We start from the raw sequence: 21,967 nt of genomic DNA, 5'->3' as shown, positions 1-21,967 counted from the left end.
TTCCCTGTAGCGGCGCGGCCGGCGCCTGTCACGTGCAGGGCGAGCGAGTCCATCAAAGGCGAATCGTGACGGGGCTCGGCGGCATCGCAACAGGTCGATGAAAGTAAACAAGCGCCGCCGTAGCGGCACTATACCCATGCATCCACGTCCAAAATGTGGCTTTACTCGACGGCTGCGACCGGCCGCCGCAGCCCCGTCGACTTATCGACAATAACCTGAAAGCTTCACAACAGTATCGGATTGCCGCGGCCGGAAGCGTCTACTAAGGCGCATTTTGTCGCGGGGACGCGCCGCGCGGTCGTCAGGCCGCCGGCTGACCCATCCAAAAGCTGCTGAAAACGATCGGAGTTCCTCGATGGGCTATCGAAACTCCTCGGGCGCCCTGCTGCCCGAGACGAACCAGGCTGGCGTGCGCTACGTCAAAGGCTCCTGGGCGAGCGAGACGATCTACGGATCGGACGGCCCCGACGAGTTCGAGGGCGGCGGCGGCCACGACACCCTGGCCGGCGGCGGCGGAGACGACTTCTACTGGGTGCGCGACAGCCGCGACGTGGTCACCGAATGGGCGGGCGGCGGCGTCGACACGGTGAAGATCTGGTCGTCCTTCACCCTGCCGGACAACGTGGAGAACCTCGTCGTCTTCGGCGGCGGCAGCTACGCGGCCGGCAACGACCAGGCGAACATCGTCCAGGGGCTGGACGGCGATCAGTTCATCTACGGCGGCCGGGGCGAGGACGTGCTGATCGGCGGCGGGGGCGCCGACACCTTCATCGTCAGGCAGGGCGAGGGGAACAAGGTGATCCAGGACTTCCAGTCCTGGTCCGACAAGGTGCGCCTCGTCGGCGGGAACCTCACCAGCTTCGACCAGGTGAAGGCCGCCATGAGCCAGCAGGGGTCGGACGTCGTGCTGAACGACGGCGGGACGCAGGTCGTCTTCCGCAACGCCAGCATCGGCCAGTTCGCCGCCCGCGACTTCCAGCTTCCGTTGGACTACGGCCGCCTCGGCGCGCCGACATTCGTGGACGAGTTCGACAGCCTGCAGCTGGGCTCGGTCTGGAAGACCAATTTCGGCTACGCCGGCGACGGGCTGAACAGCTTCACCCTGCCCCGCAACGGCGAGCTGCAGGTCTATGTCGCGCCGGACTTCAAGGGCACGACGGGCGCGCCGCTCGGGCTCAATCCCTACAGCGTGGGCGGGGGCATGCTGACCATCACCGCCCAGCCGTCCGGCTGGCAGGCCCAGAACATGTGGGGCTACGAGTACACCTCGGGGATGCTGGATTCCCACTACACCCAGACCTACGGCTACTTCGAGATGCGGGCCGAGCTGCCTGAGGGCCAGGGGCTGTGGCCGGCGTTCTGGCTGCTGGGCGAGAACAACAACGAGATCGACGTCCTCGAGGGCCTGGGGTCGGACACCAACGTGCCGTACACGGCGATCCACTCGAACGCCGTTCCCGCCGCCGGCCTGCAGAACTACACCCCCGGCGACGGCTTCCACACCTACGGCGCGCTCTGGAGCCCGCAGGAGATCGTCTTCTACGTCGACGGGACCGAGATCTGGCGGACGGCCACTCCGGCCGACATGGACAAGCCCATGCACATGATCGTCAACCTGGCGGTCGGTGGGAACTGGCCGGGCTCGCCCGACGGGACGACGCCCTGGCCGGCCGAGCTGAAGGTCGACTACGTGAAGGCCTGGGCGCTGCCGGGAGCCGAGGCGCCCGCCCCGGCGCCGCCGCCTCCGCCGCCGCCTCCTTCGCCGCCGCCGGGCGATAACGGGGGCGCCGGCATGGCGCTGACGTCCGACGGCTTCGGGGCCGTGATGACCGGCGGCGCGGGCGCCGACACGCTGACCGCCGGCAACGGCGGCGAGCAGATGACCGGCGGCGGCGGCGGCGACGTGTTCGCCTTCCACCGGACGCCCTGGTCGCCGACCGAGATCCACGACTTCCAGGTCGGGGTCGACCGGCTGGACCTGAGCGGCCTTCTGAACGGCGCACCGGCCGCCGAGCGCGTCGTGCTGATGGACGACGGCATGGGCGGGACCAAGGTCTGCGTGGACCCGGACGGACCGGGCGGCGCCTGGCCCGACTATGTGGCGCACCTGCGCGGCGTCTCCACCGTCGGCCTGACCCCCGAGACCCTGACCGGGGGAACCGCGCACCCGCCCGGTCCTGGCCCTGGTCCAGGGCCAGGCCCCGGCGCCCCGCCGCCCGGCGGCGGACCGGCCGCGGGCATGGTGCTGACCTCCGGCTTCCCCGGCGACCGCCTCACCGGCGGTTCCGGCGCGGACACCCTGAACGCCAGCCGCGGTCACGACGTGCTGACGGGCGGCGACGGCGCCGACCGCTTCGCCTTCGCCGACCTGCCCTGGGCGCCGATCCAGGTGACGGACTTCCGGGACGGCGACGTCCTCGACCTGCGCGGCCTGTTCGAGGGGAGCGGCTACTGGGGCTCGGATCCGGTCGCCGACGGCCGCCTGCGGGTGATCGACGACGGCGCGGGCGGGAGCAAGGTGCTGTACGACGCAGACGGCTGGGGCTCGGGCGATCCCTGGGGCAGCTATTTCCTGCACCTGCCCGGCGTCTCCCCCTGGAGCCTGGGGGCCTCCGACTGGGTGATCCGCTAGGCTTGGAGGCGGTGCTGCGGCGGGAAAGCGCCCTTGCGGAATGCTTTGACCCACCGTCCTTGCTGGGGCCCGTGATGGGCGCGCCGGTCGGCCGTCGTAGCCCGCCGCAGCGGCTCTGAATCTAGTGTATGGGCGCGGCGAATCCAGGCCATGGGCGCTTGCGCCGGCAAGGTGCGGCGCCTATGGTCCGCGCCGCTTCGCGGCCCCGCGTGCGGGCCGGTAGCTCAGTGGTAGAGCATTCGACTTTTAATCGAATGGTCCTGGGTTCGAATCCCAGCCGGCCTACCACCCGCGAAGCCCTCACCGCCTGCCCGGCCTCCTCCGCCTTACCTGCGCCGCAAGTCGCGGTATGTTGATCCCATGCGCGCCGTCGTCCTGATCGCCGTTTCCGCCGCCTTCGCAACGTCGGCCGCCTTCGCCCAGGTGAAGACCTCGGACGAGGTCAAGCGCGAGAGCGTCGAAGGCGCCGCCACCGCGCCCCTGCGGGACCTGAACCTGCTGCGCACCAAGATCCCGCCGGTGCTGCTGCAGGCCATGGCCGACCCGTACGAGCGCCCGCCCAAGGGCTACCGCTGCCAACAGCTGATCGCCCTCGTCCGTCCGCTGGACGAGGCGCTGGGCCCCGATATCGACCGCATCGCGGTGCAGGACCAGGATCCCTTCGATCGCAGCCGCGAGACCGCCCTGGGCGCGGCCGCCGACCTGGCGTCGGACGCCATCCCCTTCCGCGGCTGGGTGCGCAAGCTCTCGGGCGCCGAGCGGCACGACCGGCTGGTTCGGGACGCGATCTACGCCGGCGGGGTGCGCCGGGCCTATCTGAAGGGGCTGGGCGAGGCCAAGGGCTGCAACCCGCCCGCGACGCCCAGCCACGAGAAGGCCGGCACGCCGCCGCCCGATCCGGACCGGCGGTTTCAGCCGCGCTATCCGACGCGTCCCGAGGACCTCCCGCAGGGACGGCCCTAGCGGGGCTCAGCGCGCCTTCTGGCGGGCGGCGAAGTCGCGGCGGAAGGCCTCCATGCGCCTCTCGGCGATGGCCGCGCGCATCTCGCCCATCAGCGCCTGGAAGAAGGCCACGTTGTGCCAGGACAGCAGCACCTGGCCCAGGATCTCGCCGGCCTTCACCAGGTGGTGCAGATAGGCCTTCGAATAGTCGCGGCTGGCCGAGACGGGGATGGTGGGGTCGAGCGGCTCCTCGTCCTCGGCGAAGCGGGCGTTCTTCAGGTTCAGCGGCCCGTCCCAGGTCCACGCCTGGCCGTGGCGGCCCGAGCGGGTGGGCAGGACGCAGTCGAACATGTCCACCCCGCGGTAGACCGCCTCGACGATGTCGATCGGCTTGCCGACGCCCATCAGATAGCGCGGCCGCTCGGCGGGAAGCATGCCGGGCGCATAGTCCAGCACCTCGCACATGGCCTCGTGGCCCTCGCCCACCGCCAGGCCGCCGATGGCGTAGCCGTCGAAGCCGATCTCGCGCAGCCGCTCGGCCGACTCGGCGCGCAGCGCCTCGTCCGTGCCGCCCTGCTGGATGGCGAACAGCGCCTGGGCCTCGCGCGCGCCGAACGCGTCCCTGCACCGCTGTCCCCAGCGCGCGGACCGGCGCATGGCCTCGGCCGCCCGGTCGCGCTCGGCCGGCAGGGCGACCAGCTCGTCCAGCTGCATGACGATGTCGGAGCCCAGCAGGTCGGCCTGGATCTCGATCGAGCGCTCGGGCGTCAGCACGTGCCGGCTGCCGTCCAGGTGGCTCTGGAAGGTGACGCTGTCCTCGGTGACCTTCGAGATCTGCGACAGCGACATGACCTGGAAGCCGCCGCTGTCCGTCAGGATCGGCTTCTCCCAGCGCATGAACCTGTGCAGGCCGCCCAGCCTGCGGACCCGCTCGGCCGTCGGGCGCAGCATGAGGTGATAGGTGTTGCCCAGCAGGATGTCGGCGCCCGTCGCGGCCACCTGCTCCACCGTCAGCGCCTTGACGGTCCCCGCCGTGCCCACCGGCATGAACGCCGGCGTCCGGATATCGCCGCGAGGCGTGGAGAGCACGCCGGTGCGCGCCTTGCCGTCCGTGGCGGCGATGGTGAACGGGAACGCGGCCATCAGGCTCTCCAGAGCAGCGAGCTGTCGCCGTAGGAATAGAAGCGGTAGCCGGTCTCGATGGCGTGGCGGTAGGCCGCCCGCATGGTGTCGGTCCCCGCGAAGGCGCAGACCAGCATGAACAGCGTCGACTTCGGCAGGTGGAAGTTGGTCATCAGCCCGTCGGCGGCGCGGAAACGGTAGCCCGGCGTGATGAAGATCGCGGTTTCGTCCCGGAACGGGCGGACCACGCCGTCCTCGCCGGCGGCCGACTCCAGCAGCCGCAGCGAGGTGGTGCCGACGCAGACGATGCGGCCGCCGGCCGCGCGGGCGGCGTTCAGGCGATCGGCCGTCGCGGCGTCCACCTCCCCCCACTCGGCGTGCATCCGGTGCTCGGAGATGTCCTCGGTCTTGACCGGCAGAAAGGTGCCGGCGCCGACATGCAGGGTGACCCGCTCGGTCGTGACCCCGGCCTGCGCCAGCCTCGCCAGCAGCTCGGGCGTGAAGTGCAGCCCCGCGGTCGGCGCGGCCACCGAGCCGTCCTCCTCGGCGTAGACGGTCTGGTAGTCGGCGCGGTCCTGCTCGTCCTCGGCCCGCTTGGCGGCGATGTAGGGGGGCAGCGGCATGGCCCCGCGCTCGGCGATCGCGGCGTCGAGGTCCGGGCCCGAAAGGTCGAAGGCCAAGGTCACCTCGCCGCCCTCGCCCTTCTCCTTCACCGTGGCGTCGAGCGCGCCGAGGAAGCACGCCCGGTCGTCGGTCTCGCCGAAGCTGACCCGGTCGCCGGGCGCCAGGCGTTTGCCGGGGCGCATGAAGGCGGTCCAGACGTGGCCCGCCTTGCGCTGGTGCAGGGTCGCCTCCACGGCCACGCGGCTCCCCTCGCGGGTGCGGACGCCCTTCAGGCGGGCCGGGATGACGCGGGTGTCGTTCAGCACCAGCACGTCGCCGGCCCGCAGCAGCCCCGGCAGGTCGCGCACCGCGAGGTCGCGGAAGTCCTGCCCCGGCTCGACGAGCAGCAGCCGCGCGGCGTCGCGCGGGTTCGCGGGCCGGAGGGCGATGGCCTCCTCGGGCAGGTCGAAGTCGAAGTCGGCGAGTTTCATGGCGGGTCCGCGTGAAGGCCACGGGGCCGCAGGCGCGTCAAGGCTCGCGCCATGCTAGGCGAAGGCGATGCACGCCCTGCGAGTCGCCTTCACGGTGCTCTTCGCCCCGCCGGTGTTCCTGGGCGGGGCCCTCTGCGCGGGCGCGGCCGTCGCCGCCCATTTCGGGCGGGTGAGCCTGCGCTGGGACATCCTGGCCCACTTCGCGCCGCTCTGGCTGGCGGGCGGCCTCGCGGCCCTCCTGGCCGCCTTCCTGTTCCGCGGCTATGCGCGCGCCCTCATCCTGGGAATGGCCGGAACGGCCGTGCTGGCGGCCGGCGCGCTGATGGCTCCCGAGGTCCTGCGCGACACCGGCCCGAAGGCGCCGCCGGACGCCGAGGATCAGCTGAAGGTCGTCCAGATCAACCTCTGGTCCCGCAACGGAAGCCTGGACGATACCCTGAACTGGGTCCTGGCCCAGGATCCCGACGTCGTGGTCATGGAGGAAACGTCTCCGCCGCTCCGCGAGAAGGTGCGCGGCCTGGCCGGCTGGCACGTCTCGTGCGCGACCTGCGAGGTGATGATCCTCAGCCGCCGCCCGCCGATCCGCAGCGAAGCGGTGCGCCTGCGCGGCCCCAATCCCGGCCCCCTCACCCGCGCGGTCTTTCGGGACCGGCGGGGGCGCTATGCGGTGATCGGCGTCCACTACGCCTGGCCCACCGACATGGAGGACCACCAGGCGCAGGAGGCCGGCCTCGCAGAGGTGATCGCCATGGGCCCGCGGGAACGCACCATCGTGGCGGGAGACTTCAACTCAGCGCCCTGGTCGTTCTCGCGCCGGCGCTGGGACGCCGAGTTCGGCCTGATCCGGCGCGACCGGGCGCTGCTCACCTGGCCGGCGCTGCAGTACAAGCGACTGCGCTGGCTGGGCTGGTTTCCCTTCCTCGCCATCGACCACGTCTACGCCGGCTCGGACTGGGCGACGGTGAGCGTCGAACGCGGGCCGCGGCTGGGCTCGGACCACTATCCGGTGGTCATGTCTCTAGCGCCCGCCGCGCCGCGCTGAGCCGGTCCTCGAGGCGGCCGACCTCCCTCGCCTGCCTCTCCCGCAGCTCGCGGATCTGCCGCTCCAGGGCCTCGCGCCTGGCCTCCAGCGCCGCCAGAGCCCGCTCGTCGGCGGCCACCTGATCGGCAAGTTTCTTCTCCAGGTCGGCCACCTTCCGGAGCGCCGCCTTGGACGGCCCCTTCTGCGCCTTCGGCTTCGCGGGCTTGAGCTTCGCCAGCTCGCCCCGCGTGCCGGCGGGCCGGCGCAGGACCTCACCCGGCTGCGCCGCGGCGGCCTCGATGAGCTCGGGATCGTCGGTCTGGTGGGCGAGGCCCGTCTTGAACAGGTCCTGGTGGCTGCCCCAGGCGGCGAGCGCCTTCACCTTCGACGAGGTGGCGACCACGTAGTCGGTCAGGCCGTCCGACGTGACGAAGACCTTCAGGCGCGGCGCCATGCCTACCTCAGCGACGAGAGCTCCCGGGCCAGGTTCGCGCGCGCGGCGGCTTCCCGCGCCGCCCGGATGCGCGGGTCGGGATAGATAACCGGCGCCTCGAGGAAGCGTTGCAGCACCGCGGAGCGGCCCGCGCGCCATGCGGCGTCGGGCAGGTGCGCGTACTCTTCCCGCACCGCACGGGCGTAGGCGTCGTAGTCGGCGGGCGCCGCGCCCAGGACGGCGAGGTCGATGGAGACCAGGATCGCGCCCAGTCGGTCCCCCGCGTCCACGGAATGCCCGGCCGTGAGGCGGATCAGCCGGGCGACCTCCTCAGTCTCGTCGGGCGCGGCGCCGAGCGCCGGCAGCTCACGGCACGCGAGTTCGGCGCTGAGAGCCTCGTTGTCCGAAGCCCGCGGATCGTAGACGGCGTCATGCCACCAGATCGCCCAGGTCAACAGGCGCCGCTCCCGGTCCGTGAGGTCGGGAACGGCGTCCAGCATCTCCAGGCAATGCTCGATGTGCCGGCGCGTGTGGTAGCGCCGGTGCGGTTCGGCGTAGGCGGCCTCGAGGCCCGGCGTCACGCGTCCGCGGCGACCTTCATCGAGACGATCTTGCCCGGCTCGCGCGGCGGCTCGCCCTTGGGCAGCGCGTCGACGTGCTCCATGCCCTCGGTGACCTCGCCCCACACGGTGTATTGGCCGTCGAGGAAGGTGGCGTCGTCGAAGCAGATGAAGAACTGGCTGTTGGCCGAGTTCGGGTTCGGCGTGCGCGCCATCGAGCAGACGCCGCGCACGTGCGGCTCGCGGCTGAACTCGGCCGGCAGGTTCGGCTTCTTGGAGCCGCCCGAACCGGTGCCGGTGGGATCGCCGCCCTGGGCCATGAAGCCCGGGATCACGCGGTGGAAGACCACGCCGTCGTAGAAGCCCTCCCGCGCCAGCTCCTTGATGCGCTCCACGTGCTTGGGCGCCAGGTCGGGCCGGAGCTTGATGGTCACCGGACCGCTCTCCAGCTCCATGATCAGGGTGTTCTCGGCGTCCATCACTTCACCTCGGCAGGAATGTTCACGTCACAGGCCTTGAACAGGCCGCCCTGGGCCTTCACCCGGGCGACTTCGGCCTTAAACCAGGGACCGGCGGGGTCGATCACGCGGATCTGCGGCCGCTCGGCCGGCGGGATGTCGGAGAGAACGCGCACGCGCTCCATCCGGTCCTGAGGCTCGGGCACGGGCTCGCCCACCTTTATGGCGTTCACCACCTCCTGGCCCGAGAGGACCCGGCCGAAGGCGGTGTAGCGCTTGTCCAGGCGCGGGTAGTCGTCGCGCATCAGGAAGAACTGGCTGTTGGCCGAATCGGGCTCCTGGCCGCGGGCCATGCCCACCACGCCCTTGCAGAACAGACCCCACCCCTGGACCTTCCCGTCGGCCGTGAGCGGCGCCAGCATCATGCTCTGGCTGGTGACCGGCAGGGACTTCACGAAACCCACCTCGGCGACCTGCTGGTTGTCGGCGACGACGACGGGCAGGTCGGCGCCGCGGCGGAAGACGAACTCGCCCGGGATGTCGGGCAGCTCGGAAGCGCCCGTGCCGTTGTCCTGCGGATCGCCCGTCTGGGCCATGAAGCCCTCGATGACGCGGAAGAAGGTCCGGCCGTCGTAGAAGCCGCGCTTGGCCAGGGTCCGGATCCGGCCGGCCGCCTCGGGCGCGACCTCCGGAACCAGCTCGGCGATGATGCGGCCCTTGTTGGTGTCGATGACGAGGACGTCGTCGGGATTGGGCACGCGCCAGTCGGCGGCCGACGGTGCGGCGGCCGCGGTCTGGGCGGCGGTCTGGGAAGCCGTCTGGGCCACGGCGGCAGGAGCGCACGCCGCGAGACCCGCGGCGATCAGGACGGTCTTGAGGTTCATCGGGTCACTCGTACAGGCGCCGCCCCGCTCGGGCCAGAGCGCGATCAGGAGCAGCGATCAGGCGCGGCCGACCTTGGCCAGCAGGCGGGCCTCGACGGCCGGGCTCACGAACTTGTGGATCTCCCCGCCCAGGATCGCGATCTCCTTGACCAGCTTGGAGGCGATGGCCTGGTGGCGCGGGTCGGCCATGAAGAAAACAGTCTCGATCTGCCGGTCGAGCTGCTGGTTCATGGCCGTCATCTGGAACTCGAACTCGAAGTCGGCGACGGCCCGCAGACCGCGGACGATGACGCTGGCCCCAACCTCCCGGGCGAAGTGCATGGTCAGCCCCTCGAACGGCTGGACCACGATCTCGACGCGGTCGCGCAGCGGCGCAATGGCCTCCTCGACGATCGCCACCCGCTCCTCCAGCGAGAAGAGCGGGCCCTTGCCGGCGTTGATGGCGACGCCCAGCACCAGCTTGTCCACCAGCTTGGCGGCCCGACCGATGATGTCGGTGTGGCCGTTGTGGATCGGATCGAAGGTGCCCGGATAGAGGCCGACGCGGGTCATAAGGCTCAGGTCCCCCCAACTCACGGGTTTCGCCTTTGGCCCGCCGACCGGGCGCCTGGCAAGCGAAAGTTGGCTGCCTTACGCCACGTCGCCCCCGTTGTCGGTTCCTGCGTCGGTCCCGTCCTCGCCCCCGATGTCGCCGTCCTCGACCTCGTCATCGCCCGCCGGCTCGGCCAGGCGTTCCACCGAGACGACGTGCTCGTCCGCGCTCTTGCGGAAGATGATCACGCCCTGGGTGTTGCGGCCCGCGAGGCGGACCTGGCGCACCGGGATCCGGATGAGCTGGCCCTGGTCGCTGACCAGCAGGATCTCGTCGCCCTCGTCCACCGGGAACGAGCCGGCGAGCTTGCCGCCGCGCTTGGTGAGGTCCTGGGCGAGCAGGCCCTGGCCGCCGCGGCCGGTGCGGCGGAACTCGTAGGCCGAGGTGCGCTTGCCGTAGCCTTCGGTGGAGACCGTCAGGATGATCTCCTCGGCGGCGCCCATCTCGGCCAGGCGCTCGGGGCCGAGCGCAGCCTCCTCGCCGTTCGCCTCGTCCTCCTCCTCGGGGGCGGCGGTCTCCTCGCCCTCCTCGGCCTCGCCGGTGGCGATGCGCATCGCCTTGGCGTGCTTCAGGTAGGCCGCACGCTCGGCCGGAGTCGCCGGCGCCGAGCGCAGGATGGCCATGGAGATGACGCTGTCGCCCTCGGCCAGGCGGATGCCGCGCACGCCGGTGGAGTCGCGGCCGGCGAACACACGGACCTCCTCGGTGGCGAAGCGGATGCAGCGGCCGAGCGCGGTGGTCAGCAGGACGTCGTTCTGGCCGGCGTTGCACACGCCGACGCCGATGATCGCGTCGCCCTCGTCCAGCTTCATGGCGATCTTGCCGTTGCGGCGGATGTCCACGAAGTCCGAGAGCTTGTTGCGCCGGACGTTGCCCGAGCGCGTGGCGAACATCACGTCGTACTGATCCCACGTCGCCTCGTCCTCGGGCAGCGGCAGGATGGAGGTGATGCTCTCGCCGGGCTCGATGGGCAGCAGGTTCACGAAGGCCTTGCCGCGCGAGGTGGGCGTGCCGAGCGGCAGGCGCCACACCTTGAGCTTGTAGGCCTTGCCGCCGCTCGAGAAGAACAGCATCGGCGTGTGGGTGTTGGCCGAGAAGACCCGCGTGACGGCGTCCTCTTCCTTGGTGGCCATGCCCGACCGCCCCTTCCCGCCCCGGTGCTGGGTCCGGTAGGTGGCGAGCGGCGTGCGCTTCACGTAGCCGCCGTGGGTGACAGTGATCACCATCTCCTCGCGGGCGATCAGATCCTCGTCCTCGACGTCGGCGTCGCCTTCGACGATCTCGGTGCGGCGCGGCACGGCGAACTGCTCGCGGACCTGCACCAGCTCCTCGCGCACGATGGCCATGACCCGCTCGCGCGAGGCCAGGATCTCGAGGTGACCGCGGATCACGCCAGCCAGTTCGCGGGCCTCACCGAAGATCTCGTCGCGGCCGAGGCCGGTGAGGCGCGACAGGGTCAGCGCCAGGATCGCCCGGGCCTGCTCGTCGGTCAGCCGGATCTTGTTCCCGTCGATCACCAGGGTGCGCGGGTCGGCGATCAGCTCGACCAGCGGCAGCATGTCGCCGGCCGGCCAGTCCTTGGCCACCAGCCGTTCGCGGGCCTCGGTCGGGTCCTTGGACGAGCGGATGATGTGGATGAACTCGTCGATGTTGGCGACGGCGATGGCGAGACCGACCAGCACGTGGCCCCGGTCGCGCGCCTTCGAGAGCTCGAACTTCGTCCGCCGGACGACCACCTCTTCGCGGAAATCCACGAAGGCGGTGACCATCTCGCGCAGGCCCATCTGCTCGGGCCGGCCGCGGTTCAGCGCCAGCATGTTGACGCCGAACGAGCTCTGCAGGGGCGTGTAGCGGTAGAGCTGGTTCAGGATCACCTCGGCCGAGGCGTCCCGCTTCATCTCGACGACCACGCGCATGCCGTCGCGGTCGGATTCGTCGCGCAGGTCGGCGACGCCCTCGATCCGCTTCTCGCGGACCAGCTCGGCGATGCGCTCGACGAGGGCGGCCTTGTTCACCTGGTAGGGGATCGCCGTGATGACGATCGCCTCGCGCTCCTTGCGCACCTCCTCGATGGTCGCCTTGCCGCGCATGATGACCGAGCCGCGGCCGGTCATCAGCGCCTGGCGCGCGCCCGAGCGGCCGATGATCTCGCCCCCCGTCGGGAAGTCGGGGCCCGGGACGATGTCCAGCAGCTCGTCGAGGCCGATCTCGGGATTGTCGATGTAGGCCAGGCAGGCGTCCACCACCTCGCCCAGGTTGTGCGGCGGAATGTTGGTGGCCATGCCGACGGCGATGCCGCCGGCGCCGTTCACCAGCAGGTTGGGGATGCGCGAGGGCAGGACCACCGGCTCCTGCTCGGAGCCGTCGTAGTTGTCCTTGAAGTCGACCGTGTCCTTGTCGAGGTCCGCCAGGATCGCCATGGCGGCGCGGGTCATGCGGCTTTCCGTGTAGCGCATGGCCGCCGGCGGGTCGTTGTCCACCGAGCCGAAGTTGCCCTGGCCGTCGATGAGCAGCAGGTTCATCGAGAACGGCTGCGCCATGCGGACCATGGTGTCGTAGATCGCGACGTCGCCGTGCGGGTGGTACTTACCCATCACGTCGCCGACCACGCGGGCGGACTTCACATAGCCCCGGTCCGGCGTGTGCCCCTGCTCGTTCATCGAGAACAGGATGCGGCGGTGCACGGGCTTGAGGCCGTCGCGAACGTCCGGCAGCGCCCGGCTCACGATCACGCTCATCGCGTAGTCGAGGTAGGAGCGCTTCAGCTCGTCTTCGATGGCTATAGGGGCGACGCCCCCGCGCCGGTCGTCCGGTGGGGTATGGGTTTCGTCGGTCAAAGGAGGGAATTAGCCGTTAGAATCGGACTGCTTACGTAGGAAGGTTTGTTAGCATTCTGAAGCCGCGGACGCCACCGCCCTCGCGCGCGTGCGCGCATGAGTCCCATAAGGGCGGCCATAGGCGTGGCGAGCGTGACCGCGCCGCCGCGGACGCCTATGAAGGCGGCCAGCGCAAGGAGTAGGCATGCCGCTCGCCGTCGGGGATCCTGCGCCGTGGTTCACGGCGCCGACCGCCTCCAGCCCCGAGTTCGTCTTCGACAGCTCGGCCGGGCGCTACGTGCTGATGCTCTTTCCACCGCACGAGCCTGAGGGCCGCGCCGTCGCGCTCAAGGCCCTCGCCGCGCACCAGGCCCTGTTCGACGACCGCCAGGCCTCGGCGTTCGTGGTGGTGCGCGATCCGGAGGCGCTCCAGGGGCTGAAGGACATGCGCGGCCTGCGCTGGTTGCTGGACCCCGACGGGGCGATCGCCGCCCGCTTCCTGGCGGACCGGCCGCACTGGCTGCTGCTGGACCCGACCCTGCGTTCCATGGGGGGCGCGCCCATGGAGGAGACGCAGCAGGTGCTCGAGCTGGTGCGCAGGCTCGGCCCGCCGGAGCGCCATGCCGGCGCCCCGCTGCATGCGCCGGTGCTGATCGCGCCCAGGATCCTCGAGCCCGAGCTCTGCCGGGCCCTGATCGAACTGCACGAGGGCGATGGCGGCGCATTCACCGGCGTGATGCGCGACGCCGGCGACCGCACCGTCTACGTCATGGACGAGCTGAAGCGGCGGCGGGACGTGGTCGTGCGCGATCCCGGACTGGTGGAAGCGCTCAGGACCAGGCTGGAGCGGCGGCTGTTTCCGCTGATCGAGCGTGCGCTCGGCTTCAAGGCCACGCACATCGAGCGATACCTGGTCAGCTGCTACGACGAGGCCGACGGCGGCGTCTTCCGGCCGCATCGGGACAACACCACCCTCGGCACCGCCCACCGTGCGTTCGCCTGCTCGATCAACCTGAACGACGGCTTCGAGGGCGGCGACCTGCGGTTCCCGGAGTTTGGCCCGGCCACCTACCGACCGCCGGTGGGCGGCGTCTGCGTCTTCGCCTGCGGCCTGATGCACGAGGCCCTGCCGGTGATGGAGGGGCGCCGCTACGCCTTCGTCCCGTTCCTGTTCGACGACGCGGGGGCCGAGGTACGCGCGGCCTACGAGGCGCGCACGGCTGGAACCGAAGCCCCGTCCTGACGGCGGCGGCTCGCGGCTGGAGCCCCCCCGCCCTATATGTCGGCCGGAACCATTCGGCCCGACGCCCGGTAAGCTCGGGTTCATCCGCCGTCCGCCACCTTCAGGCCGCAACGCCACAGCAAGCTCGATCCGAATGAAACGTCCGCTCCTCGCCGCGCTCGTCCTGCCCGCCTTCGTCCTGGCCGCCCTCCCCGCCACGGCGTCGGCCGCCCCGCCGATCCAGCCCGGCTACTGGGAATCCACCAACCGGCTGCTCTCGCCGATCCGCCAGACCAAGGTGGAGAAGCGCTGCATCACCCCGGCCGAGGTGGACAAGTTCATGGCTGGCCCCTCGAACCGCCACTACAAGTGCACCTATCCGCACAAGGTGATCGCCGGCGGCAAGATCAGCCTGAAGGGAACCTGCGTCAGCAAGAAGGGCCGAAAGGTCGCGGTGGAGGGCGATGGCGCCTACACCCCCACCAGCTTCAACCTGACGGCCACCATCGCCACCGAGTTCCTGGGCCTGGACATCTCCGGACGGGCCTCCACCGAGGCCCGCCGGATCGGCGATGTCTGTCCGACGCCCGAGGCGATCGCCGAGGCGAACGCGAACTAGGGGCTCAGACCAGCAGGTCCAGGAACACCAGCGCCAGCACGGTGGGCGCGACGAAGCGGACCAGCAGCAGCCAGGCCGCGTGCACGCGCGGCGAGCCGAAGTCGGCCGCGGTGAGCGAACGGCCGGCGACCCAGCCGGCGAAGACGGCGAAGCCCAGCCCGCCCAGGGGCAACGCCAGGTCGCCGGTCACATGGGCGATGAAGTCGAACACCGTCTGGCCGAAGAGCCGCACGTCCGACCACAGGTTGAACGAGAACACCGAGGCCAGGCCCAGCGCCCACGCTCCGGCGGCCAGGCGCAGGGTCCAGACCCGCCGACGCTCGCCCGCGCCGCCCAGGGCGGCGGCCAGAGGCTCGATCAGCGCCACCGCTGACGTCAGCGCCGCCACGACGATCAGCAGGAAGAAGAGCGCCCCGACCACCGCGCCGCCGGGCATGGCCGCGAACGCCACCGGCAGGGTCACGAAGATCAGGCCCGGCCCCGCCGCCGGATCGAGGCCGAAGCCGAACACCAGCGGGAAGATCGCCAGCCCCGCCAGCAGGGCGCAGACGGTGTCGGCCGCCGCCACCCAGACCGCCGCCCGGGGTATCGAGACCGACTTCGGTACATAGGCGCCGTAGACCATCATCGCCCCCAGCCCCAGCGACAGGGTGAAGAACGCGTGCCCCGCCGCCGCCATGGCGACCTCCGGGGTGAGCGCCGAGACGTCGGGCCGGAACAGGAACTCCACGGCGCGGGCGAAATCCCCCACCCCGCCGGCGTAGACCGCCAGCACGACCAGCAGCGCCGTCAGGAGCGGCATCAGCCAGCGCACGGCCCGCTCGATGCCGCCCTTCACGCCGCGCGCAACGATGGCGACGACGGCGCCCATCACCAGGGTGTGCCAGGCGATCATCTGGGCCGGGTCGGCGAGCAGGGCGTCGAACGTCCGGGTGCTGGCCTGGGGCGTCAGGGCCGAGAGCCCGCCCACCGCCGCCTTGGCCGCATAGGCGAGCGCCCAACCCGCGACCACGCTGTAGAAGCTGAGGACGCCCAGGGCCGTCAGCGCGACGAACCAGCCCAGGCCGTTCCACAGCCGCCCTCCCCGGGCGCCGGCCGCCATCCGACCGAGGGCCTGCACGATGCTGGGCCCGCCATGCCGGCCGAGCAGCAGCTCGGCGATCAGCACCGGGACGCCGACGAGGGCCACGAATCCGAGGTAGGTCAGCACGAAGGCCCCGCCGCCGCTGACCCCGGCCATGTAGGGGAACTTCCAGATGTTCCCGAGGCCCACGGCCGAGCCCACCGCCGCGGCGATGAAGGCGGCCCGCGAGGACCACTCGGGCGCGGCGTCGGCCGCACCGGTTTGCGTCCGCGCGCCCGAGGCGGCGGAGTCTGCGATCGTCATTGTCGTCAACCTTCAGAGAGTGAGGCGTTCAGCCGCTCGGAGAGGCTTGGTCATCCGGAGGCCGGGGAACGGCACGCCGCCCATGTTGAAGCTCATGTCGCCGAGGGCGGCGTAACCACGGGCCGCGTAGAAGGGCTCCGAGCCGCGCATCGCGTGCAGGTCCGCCCGGTCGGCGCCGAAGGCCCGGGCGTCCTCCTCCACGCGGTCCAGCAGGCGCGCAGCCAGCCCGCGGCGGGTCCAGCCGGAGCGCACATAGACAGACCGCACCTCGACCGCGCGCGGGTCGACCGGCGCTGCGATATGGTCGGCCAGCGCCCCGGCGGGATGCCAGCCGGCGCAGGCCACGACGAGGCCGCGGTCCGTCAGCACCCAGATGTTGGCCCGCTCTATGTGCGCGCGGAGGGCGCCGGCGGTGCAGCGCAGGAAGGCCGCCACCTGGGCGCGGCTGTAATGCGCCGCGGCCACGCCGGTGATTGAATTCCGTTGAAGGTCTTCGAGCGCGTCGCCGTCGCCGGCGACCGCCCTTCGGAGGTCCAGTTCGTTCATCTTCAGGCTCGAAGCGGTTCGCGCCCTCTGGCGCGGGCCGCCTCATTGCCTCCGAGACCGGCGTTTTTCGAACGAATAGACTTGAAATCGCAGTTCAATAGAATTGAACCATGTTCGATCAGGATCTGTTGCGCACCTTCGTGACCATCGTCGATGCGGGGAGCTTCGCGGCCGCCGCGGACGCCGTCGGTCGCACGCCCTCGGCCGTGAGCATGCAGATCAAGCGGCTGGAGGAGCAGGCGGGCCGCCGCCTGCTGGTGCGCGGCGCCCAGGGCGTCCGGCTGACGGGCGACGGAGAGATGCTGCTCGTCCACGCGCGCGAGATCCTGCGGGCGCACGAGATCGCCTTCGACGCCATGATGAACGAGCGGTCCGCCCGCTCCCTGACCCTGGGCCTGCCCGACACCTACGTGGCGACCCTGCTCACGGAAGTGCTGGACGAGCTGGTCGCCGGCTTTCCCGACACCAATCTGCGGGTGGTGGTCGACGGCTCCGGCGCGCTGATGCGCCGGCTCGAGGAGGCCGCCCTCGATCTGGCGCTGGTGACCGAATACCAGCTGGGCGGCGACGAGCGGGGCGAGCTCGTGCACCTCGAGCGGGGCCTGTGGGCCTGCGCCGAGGATTGCCCGGCCCTGGCCCTCACGCCTCTCCCGGTCGCGCTCATGTTCGAAGGCAGCGTCTTCCGGCGCCTCGCGCAGGAGATGCTGCGGGCGGTCGCCCGCCCCTACCGCATCGCCGTGACCTCCAACGCCGAGACCGTGATCCGGGCCGCGGTGGCGTCGGGCGCCGTGGTCGCGCCCCTGCCGGAGTCGCGGATGGCGGGCCTGCGCGAACTCACGCCCGAGGAGGGCTTTCCCCGGTTCCCGCCCCTCAAGGTGCGCCTCCGCACAGGCCGCCGTCGGCTGCCGCCCGCCGGGGAATGGCTCGCCCAGCGCCTGATCGCCCGGGCCGCGGCCGTGGACGCCGCCACGAAGGCGCCCGCCGCCCCCGCGCCATCCGAATTCTCGCCCTAGAACGGGATCTCGTCGTCGAGGTCGGCCGAGAAGTCCTCGCGCGGGCCTGAGCTCTGGGCGCGGGGGCCCGAGGAGAAGCCGCCGCCATAGCCGCCTTCGTCACGGTCGGCCGCACCGCCGCCCTCGCCGCGGCCGCCGAGCATGGTGAGCTCGCCGCGGAACTTCTGCAGCACGATCTCGGTGGAGTACTTCTCCTGGCCCGACTGGTCGGTCCACTTCCGGGTCTGCAGCGATCCCTCGATGTAGACCGTGGAGCCCTTGCGCAGGTAGTTCTCGGCCACCTTCACGAGGTTCTCGTTGAAGATCACCACCCGGTGCCACTCGGTCTTTTCCTTGCGTTCGCCGGTGCTGCGGTCGCGCCAGGTCTCGGACGTGGCGATGCGCAGGTTGGCGACCCGGTCGCCGGAGTTAAGGCTGCGGATCTCGGGATCCGCCCCGAGATTGCCCACCAGAATGACCTTGTTGACGCTGCCCGCCATGTCGATGTCCTGAGTTTCCGTAGGTGCGGGCTTGCTGCCCGGCGCGAAGCTAGCGCGCCGTTAACGGAACATCAAACAATATGTTCCGCATCTGTTCCGGTCCAGGAGGACCTGTCCACAGCTATTGCTGCGGCATGGCGCCCGGGATCGCGAGCCGGCCGTCGCCGGTCCGCACCAGCGCGGTGTAGCGGGGCCCCTCGAGCGAGGTCGAGGTGTGGATGCCGTAGGGGTCGATGAAGAGGAAGTTCGACTGGTAGGCGCCCACCAGCTCGCGCTGCGAGCCGCCCAGCGTCAGGAACTTCACCCGCATGGCCTCGAGGTTGGCCGCGCAGACCTCCAGGCTTGGGGCGTCCACGAGCTTGTTGTACTTCAGCGTCCCGTCCTTCTGGAACACGACGTGGTAGCAGACGCCGGTGTCCCCGGGCGGCTTGGTGCGCTTGGCGCAGCCCGAAAGGGCCAGGGCGGCGACGGCGACCAGGAGGAGTGGCTTGGCGTACATGCGTAAGAGCCTACCAGCCGGCGGGCGGGCCGTCACCCGGCGGGCGGGAGGCTGCAGCCCGCGCCCTGGTTCACCAGCGTGCGGAAGCTCTGATTGTCGGACGAGATCTCCACCCGCCCCGTGACGAGGCGAAGGGTCTGCTGGCCCCAGCGGCCGTAGGTCGCCTGACCGGGACGCTCGCAGCGGCCGGCGAACAGCGCCTGCACGCACGCGTCGAGCCCCATCTCGGACGGCAGCCGCCGCCATTGGCCGCCGCTGTGCCGCCAGCAAGCCGCCAGCGGGCCGGCGGGCGTGGCCGGCGGCGGGGCCGCTTCGGCGGCGCTGGGCGCGGCCTCGGCCTCCTCGGGCGGCGGCAGCGGCGTGAGCACCAGGCCCGCCTCCTGCGAGGCGGCGAGCGCGCCGGTCTCGTCGATCCCCACGTCGAGCGCCCCGGTGGCGACGCCGTTGCGCTGCGCGCATTCGGTCAGGGTGAACTCGCCGACGAACTGACCGGCCACGAAGCAGCGGAGCGGCTTGGCGGGGTCGATGCGCCCGTCGTCAGGGCCGCTCTCGATGACGAGACCGCCTTGCGAGGCGGGAGGCGGCGGGGTCCTCTCCCCTCGCCCGCTCGAGACCAGCAACCAGGCGATCAGCACGCCGGCCAGAAGGGCGACGGCCGCGCCGGCGATCACGAGGCCCTTGCGGCGGTCCTTGGGCGGCTCACGCTGTTCGTCCATGGCGCCTCGCTAGACCGCGACGGCTCGGCTTTCAAGCGCGCGGCGCCTTATCCGCCCAATCGCGCCAGAGCGGCCTGGTAGTTGGCGATCTGGTCGGTGAGGTACTTGGGCGCCGTGCCGGTGATCTGCGCCTTGGCCAAGGGATCCTCCGGCGTCGCGCCGCGGACGAGGTCCCGATAGATCTGGCGGATCACGCCCTGCGCCTTGGCGACGTCGGCCAGCGCGTGGCTGATCTCGGTGGCGTTGTCGAGGTTCAGGTCGGTGTCGAGCGACAGGCCGTAGATCATCGGCTTGCCGTCGGCCGCCACCGTCTTGCCGTCCCTGAAATCGGTGGCGCGCACCACGCCCTCGGGGATGCCCAACTGGGCCAGGGCGTCCTTGTCGGCCTTGCCGGCGCTGAACTCGATCACCGAGCGATCGTTCGAGGGCGTGACCGAGAGCACCCGCAAACCGTTGCTGGTGGTCACGTTGACCTTGGCCTGGAAACCCGTCGCGCGGCGGATCTTCTGGGCCAGGGTGTCGATAGTGTCCTTCTCGTCGATGGTCACCGCCGACCAGCGCCCGGACCCCGACCGGATCCGGAACTCCTCTCCAGGCCGGATGCCGGTCTGGGCGACGATGGTCTGGGAGTCCTTCAGCTCCAGCGTTCCCTTCGGCAGGCCGATCCGGTCGAGGACGCTGGCGCCGTTCGGGTCGATGGCGATGGACGTGGGCGTGGCGTGCCCGTCCTTGGCCGTGAAGCGCCGCGACCAGTCCACCGCGCCCGTCGCCACGTCCAGCCGTGTGAGGAAGCCGTCGGCGTCCCCGACCTTGTCCGGATGGCCCGGCAGGTCGGTCCCGGCGGCGCCTGCGATCCACACCTGGCCGCCCGAGACCGCCAGCGACGTGGCCCGGTCGTCGCCCGCGCCCCCGTAGAAGGCGATGCGGTCGCCCGCGCCTGCGCTCAGGTCGGCGGACAGCCGCGCGGCGAAGGCGTCGGTCCCACCGGCGTGGGCGCGCGTCACGGTCCCGGCGGCCAGGCCCGCGTTCGCGGTGTAGCCGGCGATAACCACCTGGCCGCCGTCGAGCGCCAGACCCGCGATCTCCCCGCCCTGCAGATCGCCCAGGTCGCGGGTGGCGGTCAGCACCGGCGTTCCGCCCGAAATGTCGAACCGCCGCAGGACCGCCCGGCCCTCCTCGACGCTCGCGGTGACCACCGAGGTCCCGTCCACGACCATCCCTGCCGGCCGGTCGGCGCCCGTCGAGCCGAAGGTCTCGGTGAAGAGCGTCTTGACCTTGCCCTTCCGGTCTTCGGGCGTTGTCTCCAGCTCGGGCTGGAAGGCCTGGATGTAGCTGTCCCAGTCGCCGACCGCCGTCGAGCCCGGCATGGTCGACTGCGCCCGGCCGGCCACGATGATCGAGCCGTCCGCGGCGAACGCCACGTGGGTGGCCTCGTCCTGCTTGCGCGCGCCCCGCCGCGCGGTCCAGATCTCCTCGCCGTCGGCGTTGAAGAGGGTGACGAAGCTGTCCGACTGGTCGGCGTAGACGCCGGTGGTCCCTGAGTTCAGGGGCCCGTCGGTCGCGCCGTTGAGGCCGCCCTTGACCGCCCCCGCGATCGCGACCTTTCCGTCGGCCGACACCGCCAGGGCGAGGCCCGTGGCCTCCTCCGACGCGCCCAGCGTTCGGGAATAGACGAGCTTGCCGGCCGCATCGAACTTCAGCAGGGCGACGTCCTGGGTTCCCTTCAGCGTCTCGCCGTCGATCTTCCCGGTCACGTCGGCCAGCATGTAGACCGAGCCGTCCGGCCCCACCTGGGTCGAGCGAACCGTCTTCACCTCGGGTCCGAAGGTCTTGGAGAAGGCGCGGCCGTCCACCCAGTACTGCTCGCCCTCCTGCTGGACGGGCGCGGGCACGGTGGCGGTGTCGGTCTGGAACTTCACCAGCTGCTGGCGCAGCACCCCGTCGTTGGTGGTGATCTTGCCGTCGGGATCCGGATCCCCGGCGGTCTGCACGAGGTAGGCCGCGCCGGCCGTGGCGGGCGCGTCGAAGCTCACGGTCTCGCCGACCGAGACCTTCACCTTCAGCGACCACTGGTCCGGGTTTGTGGTCTTCAGCGTGATGGTCTTGCCGCCGGACTCGATCGTCTTCGGCTGTCCCGGCGTCCTGTGGGTGGCGAAGCGCGTGTCGACGCCGGCGGCGGCCAGCTGGTCGTTCACGAAGTTGACGACGTTCGCCAGCGACCGCGTCTGGGCGCCCATGCCCGCCAGGTCGATGGCGATGTCGTGGTTCACGCCGCCGCGCTTGATCTTGATGTTGAACTTCACGTCGCCGGAGAAGGCCGGGACGGCGTCGGCGCTGGACCCGCTGACGAGCGGCGGGGTGATGTATTCGGTCTTGTTGCGCGGGACCGGAGCGGTGGTCTTGGCGCGGTCGACGGCCTCGCCCTGGACGAGGCGCAGGTTCTCGAACTTGGCCTTGCTGACGTAGTCGCCGACCTCGGCCATGCCCCGGGCGAACGCCCGCTGGATCTGCGACCTCTCGATGCTGGTGACGCCCTTGCCCTGCATCCGCTCGGCCAAACCCATCAGGGTCGACAGGCCCGAGTAGAGGGCGAACATCTTGCGGTAATCGGTGCTGGCGCCGGGCAGGTCGAGCTGGGCGCCGCCCTCGTCGATGAACTTGCGCCCCTGCAGCGCCGCCTTGACGGTCTGCGCCGGGTCGGGGGCGGTCCCCCCTGTGCTCCAGGGAGCCGTGGGGGCGGACTTGGAGCTGGTCGAGGCCCGGGCCTGGGTCGACAAAGCCGCGCCCGTCCCCACCAGCCGCGACTGGTAGAGCCCCATGAGCAGGCTGGTGTCGATCGAGATGACCATCGGCCCTCACCCGCGGAGGCGGATCTGCTCCGCTTTCTTAGACGATCAAGGTCTCCAGCCCGTTAAGCCGCCTCAAGAAAGAA

The 21,967-nt window shown here is 71.0% G+C and carries 20 protein-coding genes and 1 tRNA gene; 7 read left to right on the top strand and 14 right to left on the bottom strand.

All coding sequences use genetic code 11. The features are described from left to right. Positions 1-355: 355 nt before the first annotated feature. From PHZ_RS21600 to PHZ_RS07720, 3 genes are all read left to right on the top strand, one after another. Positions 356-2,632 (top strand): family 16 glycosylhydrolase, encoded by a 2,277-nt coding sequence (locus PHZ_RS21600; protein ID WP_012521964.1) that lies wholly within the window; start codon positions 356-358, stop codon positions 2,630-2,632. Between the two features lie 213 nt (positions 2,633-2,845). Then, a tRNA-Lys gene (locus PHZ_RS07725) sits at positions 2,846-2,920 on the top strand. 72 nt (positions 2,921-2,992) lie between these two features. Next, positions 2,993-3,595, top strand: coding sequence for a hypothetical protein (locus tag PHZ_RS07720; RefSeq protein WP_012521963.1), 603 nt, complete (start codon positions 2,993-2,995; stop codon positions 3,593-3,595). A 6-nt stretch (positions 3,596-3,601) separates the two neighbouring features. Here PHZ_RS07720 and tgt read toward each other — a convergent pair whose 3' ends face one another. Together tgt and queA are read right to left on the bottom strand one after the other, a co-directional pair. Further along, positions 3,602-4,717, bottom strand: coding sequence for a tRNA guanosine(34) transglycosylase Tgt (gene tgt, locus PHZ_RS07715; RefSeq protein ID WP_012521962.1), 1,116 nt, complete (start codon positions 4,715-4,717; stop codon positions 3,602-3,604). Then, a complete protein-coding gene (gene queA, locus PHZ_RS07710) occupies positions 4,717-5,790 on the bottom strand; it encodes a tRNA preQ1(34) S-adenosylmethionine ribosyltransferase-isomerase QueA (RefSeq protein WP_012521961.1) in 1,074 nt (357 codons plus the stop codon). Before queA ends, tgt begins: the two co-directional genes overlap by 1 nt. Before the next feature lie 67 nt (positions 5,791-5,857). Between queA and PHZ_RS07705 the strand changes: the two genes are divergently transcribed. Then, on the top strand, positions 5,858-6,832 hold the full coding sequence (locus tag PHZ_RS07705) for an endonuclease/exonuclease/phosphatase family protein (RefSeq protein ID WP_012521960.1): 975 nt from the start codon (positions 5,858-5,860) through the stop codon (positions 6,830-6,832). On the opposite strand, the gene PHZ_RS07700 is transcribed toward PHZ_RS07705, so the two are convergent. From PHZ_RS07700 to gyrA, 6 genes are all read right to left on the bottom strand, one after another. Further along, the gene (locus PHZ_RS07700) at positions 6,801-7,265 is read right to left on the bottom strand and encodes a hypothetical protein (RefSeq protein WP_012521959.1); all 465 of its coding nucleotides are present in this window, start codon (positions 7,263-7,265) and stop codon (positions 6,801-6,803) included. The two genes, PHZ_RS07705 and PHZ_RS07700, sit on opposite strands and share 32 nt — an antisense overlap. Before the next feature lie 2 nt (positions 7,266-7,267). Then, positions 7,268-7,825: an HD domain-containing protein gene (locus PHZ_RS07695; protein WP_012521958.1), complete on the bottom strand. Its 558-nt coding sequence runs from the start codon at positions 7,823-7,825 to the stop codon at positions 7,268-7,270. After that, positions 7,822-8,283, bottom strand: a complete 462-nt coding sequence (locus PHZ_RS07690; RefSeq protein ID WP_012521957.1) for a peptidylprolyl isomerase — start codon at positions 8,281-8,283, stop codon at positions 7,822-7,824. The genes PHZ_RS07695 and PHZ_RS07690 overlap by 4 nt, the downstream gene beginning before the upstream one ends. Further along, on the bottom strand, positions 8,283-9,146 hold the full coding sequence (locus PHZ_RS07685; protein ID WP_012521956.1) for a peptidylprolyl isomerase: 864 nt from the start codon (positions 9,144-9,146) through the stop codon (positions 8,283-8,285). Before PHZ_RS07685 ends, PHZ_RS07690 begins: the two co-directional genes overlap by 1 nt. A 57-nt stretch (positions 9,147-9,203) precedes the next feature. Further along, on the bottom strand, positions 9,204-9,698 hold the full coding sequence (gene coaD / locus PHZ_RS07680; RefSeq protein WP_012521955.1) for a pantetheine-phosphate adenylyltransferase: 495 nt from the start codon (positions 9,696-9,698) through the stop codon (positions 9,204-9,206). Between the two features lie 78 nt (positions 9,699-9,776). Further along, positions 9,777-12,575, bottom strand: coding sequence for a DNA gyrase subunit A (gene gyrA / locus PHZ_RS07675; protein WP_012521954.1), 2,799 nt, complete (start codon positions 12,573-12,575; stop codon positions 9,777-9,779). Between the two features lie 184 nt (positions 12,576-12,759). Here gyrA and PHZ_RS07670 point away from each other — a divergent pair, with 184 nt between their 5' ends. Both PHZ_RS07670 and PHZ_RS07665 read left to right on the top strand, forming a co-directional pair. Continuing rightward, positions 12,760-13,797, top strand: coding sequence for a peroxiredoxin (locus PHZ_RS07670; RefSeq protein ID WP_012521953.1), 1,038 nt, complete (start codon positions 12,760-12,762; stop codon positions 13,795-13,797). Between the two features lie 133 nt (positions 13,798-13,930). Then, positions 13,931-14,395 (top strand): DUF3617 domain-containing protein, encoded by a 465-nt coding sequence (locus tag PHZ_RS07665; RefSeq protein ID WP_049758171.1) that lies wholly within the window; start codon positions 13,931-13,933, stop codon positions 14,393-14,395. 4 nt (positions 14,396-14,399) lie between these two features. Here the strand turns inward: PHZ_RS07665 and PHZ_RS07660 are convergent, their stop codons facing one another. Next, positions 14,400-15,782, bottom strand: coding sequence for a sodium-dependent transporter (locus PHZ_RS07660; RefSeq protein ID WP_012521952.1), 1,383 nt, complete (start codon positions 15,780-15,782; stop codon positions 14,400-14,402). A gap of 12 nt (positions 15,783-15,794) precedes the next feature. Beyond that, positions 15,795-16,328 carry a GNAT family N-acetyltransferase gene (locus PHZ_RS21595; RefSeq protein WP_012521951.1) on the bottom strand — a complete coding sequence of 178 codons (534 nt, stop codon included), beginning with the start codon at positions 16,326-16,328 and terminating at the stop codon, positions 15,795-15,797. A gap of 110 nt (positions 16,329-16,438) precedes the next feature. Here PHZ_RS21595 and PHZ_RS07650 point away from each other — a divergent pair, with 110 nt between their 5' ends. Continuing rightward, positions 16,439-17,341: a LysR family transcriptional regulator gene (locus tag PHZ_RS07650; RefSeq protein ID WP_012521950.1), complete on the top strand. Its 903-nt coding sequence runs from the start codon at positions 16,439-16,441 to the stop codon at positions 17,339-17,341. On the opposite strand, the gene ssb is transcribed toward PHZ_RS07650, so the two are convergent. From ssb to PHZ_RS07630, 4 genes are all read right to left on the bottom strand, one after another. Next, positions 17,338-17,820 carry a single-stranded DNA-binding protein gene (gene ssb / locus PHZ_RS07645; protein WP_012521949.1) on the bottom strand — a complete coding sequence of 161 codons (483 nt, stop codon included), beginning with the start codon at positions 17,818-17,820 and terminating at the stop codon, positions 17,338-17,340. The genes PHZ_RS07650 and ssb overlap by 4 nt on opposite strands. Positions 17,821-17,941: 121 nt before the next feature. Then, positions 17,942-18,319, bottom strand: coding sequence for a hypothetical protein (locus PHZ_RS07640; RefSeq protein WP_041373330.1), 378 nt, complete (start codon positions 18,317-18,319; stop codon positions 17,942-17,944). Positions 18,320-18,351: 32 nt separating this feature from the next. Further along, the gene (locus tag PHZ_RS07635) at positions 18,352-19,035 is read right to left on the bottom strand and encodes a hypothetical protein (protein WP_012521947.1); all 684 of its coding nucleotides are present in this window, start codon (positions 19,033-19,035) and stop codon (positions 18,352-18,354) included. A gap of 47 nt (positions 19,036-19,082) precedes the next feature. Continuing rightward, on the bottom strand, positions 19,083-21,884 hold the full coding sequence (locus PHZ_RS07630; RefSeq protein WP_012521946.1) for an NHL repeat-containing protein: 2,802 nt from the start codon (positions 21,882-21,884) through the stop codon (positions 19,083-19,085). Positions 21,885-21,967: the final 83 nt, after the last annotated feature.

It is taken from the genome of Phenylobacterium zucineum HLK1 (assembly GCF_000017265.1).
Taxonomy (GTDB): domain Bacteria; phylum Pseudomonadota; class Alphaproteobacteria; order Caulobacterales; family Caulobacteraceae; genus Phenylobacterium; species Phenylobacterium zucineum.
The sequence above is the reverse complement of the archived record's forward strand: the minus strand, read 5'-3'. Positions and strand labels throughout refer to the sequence as shown.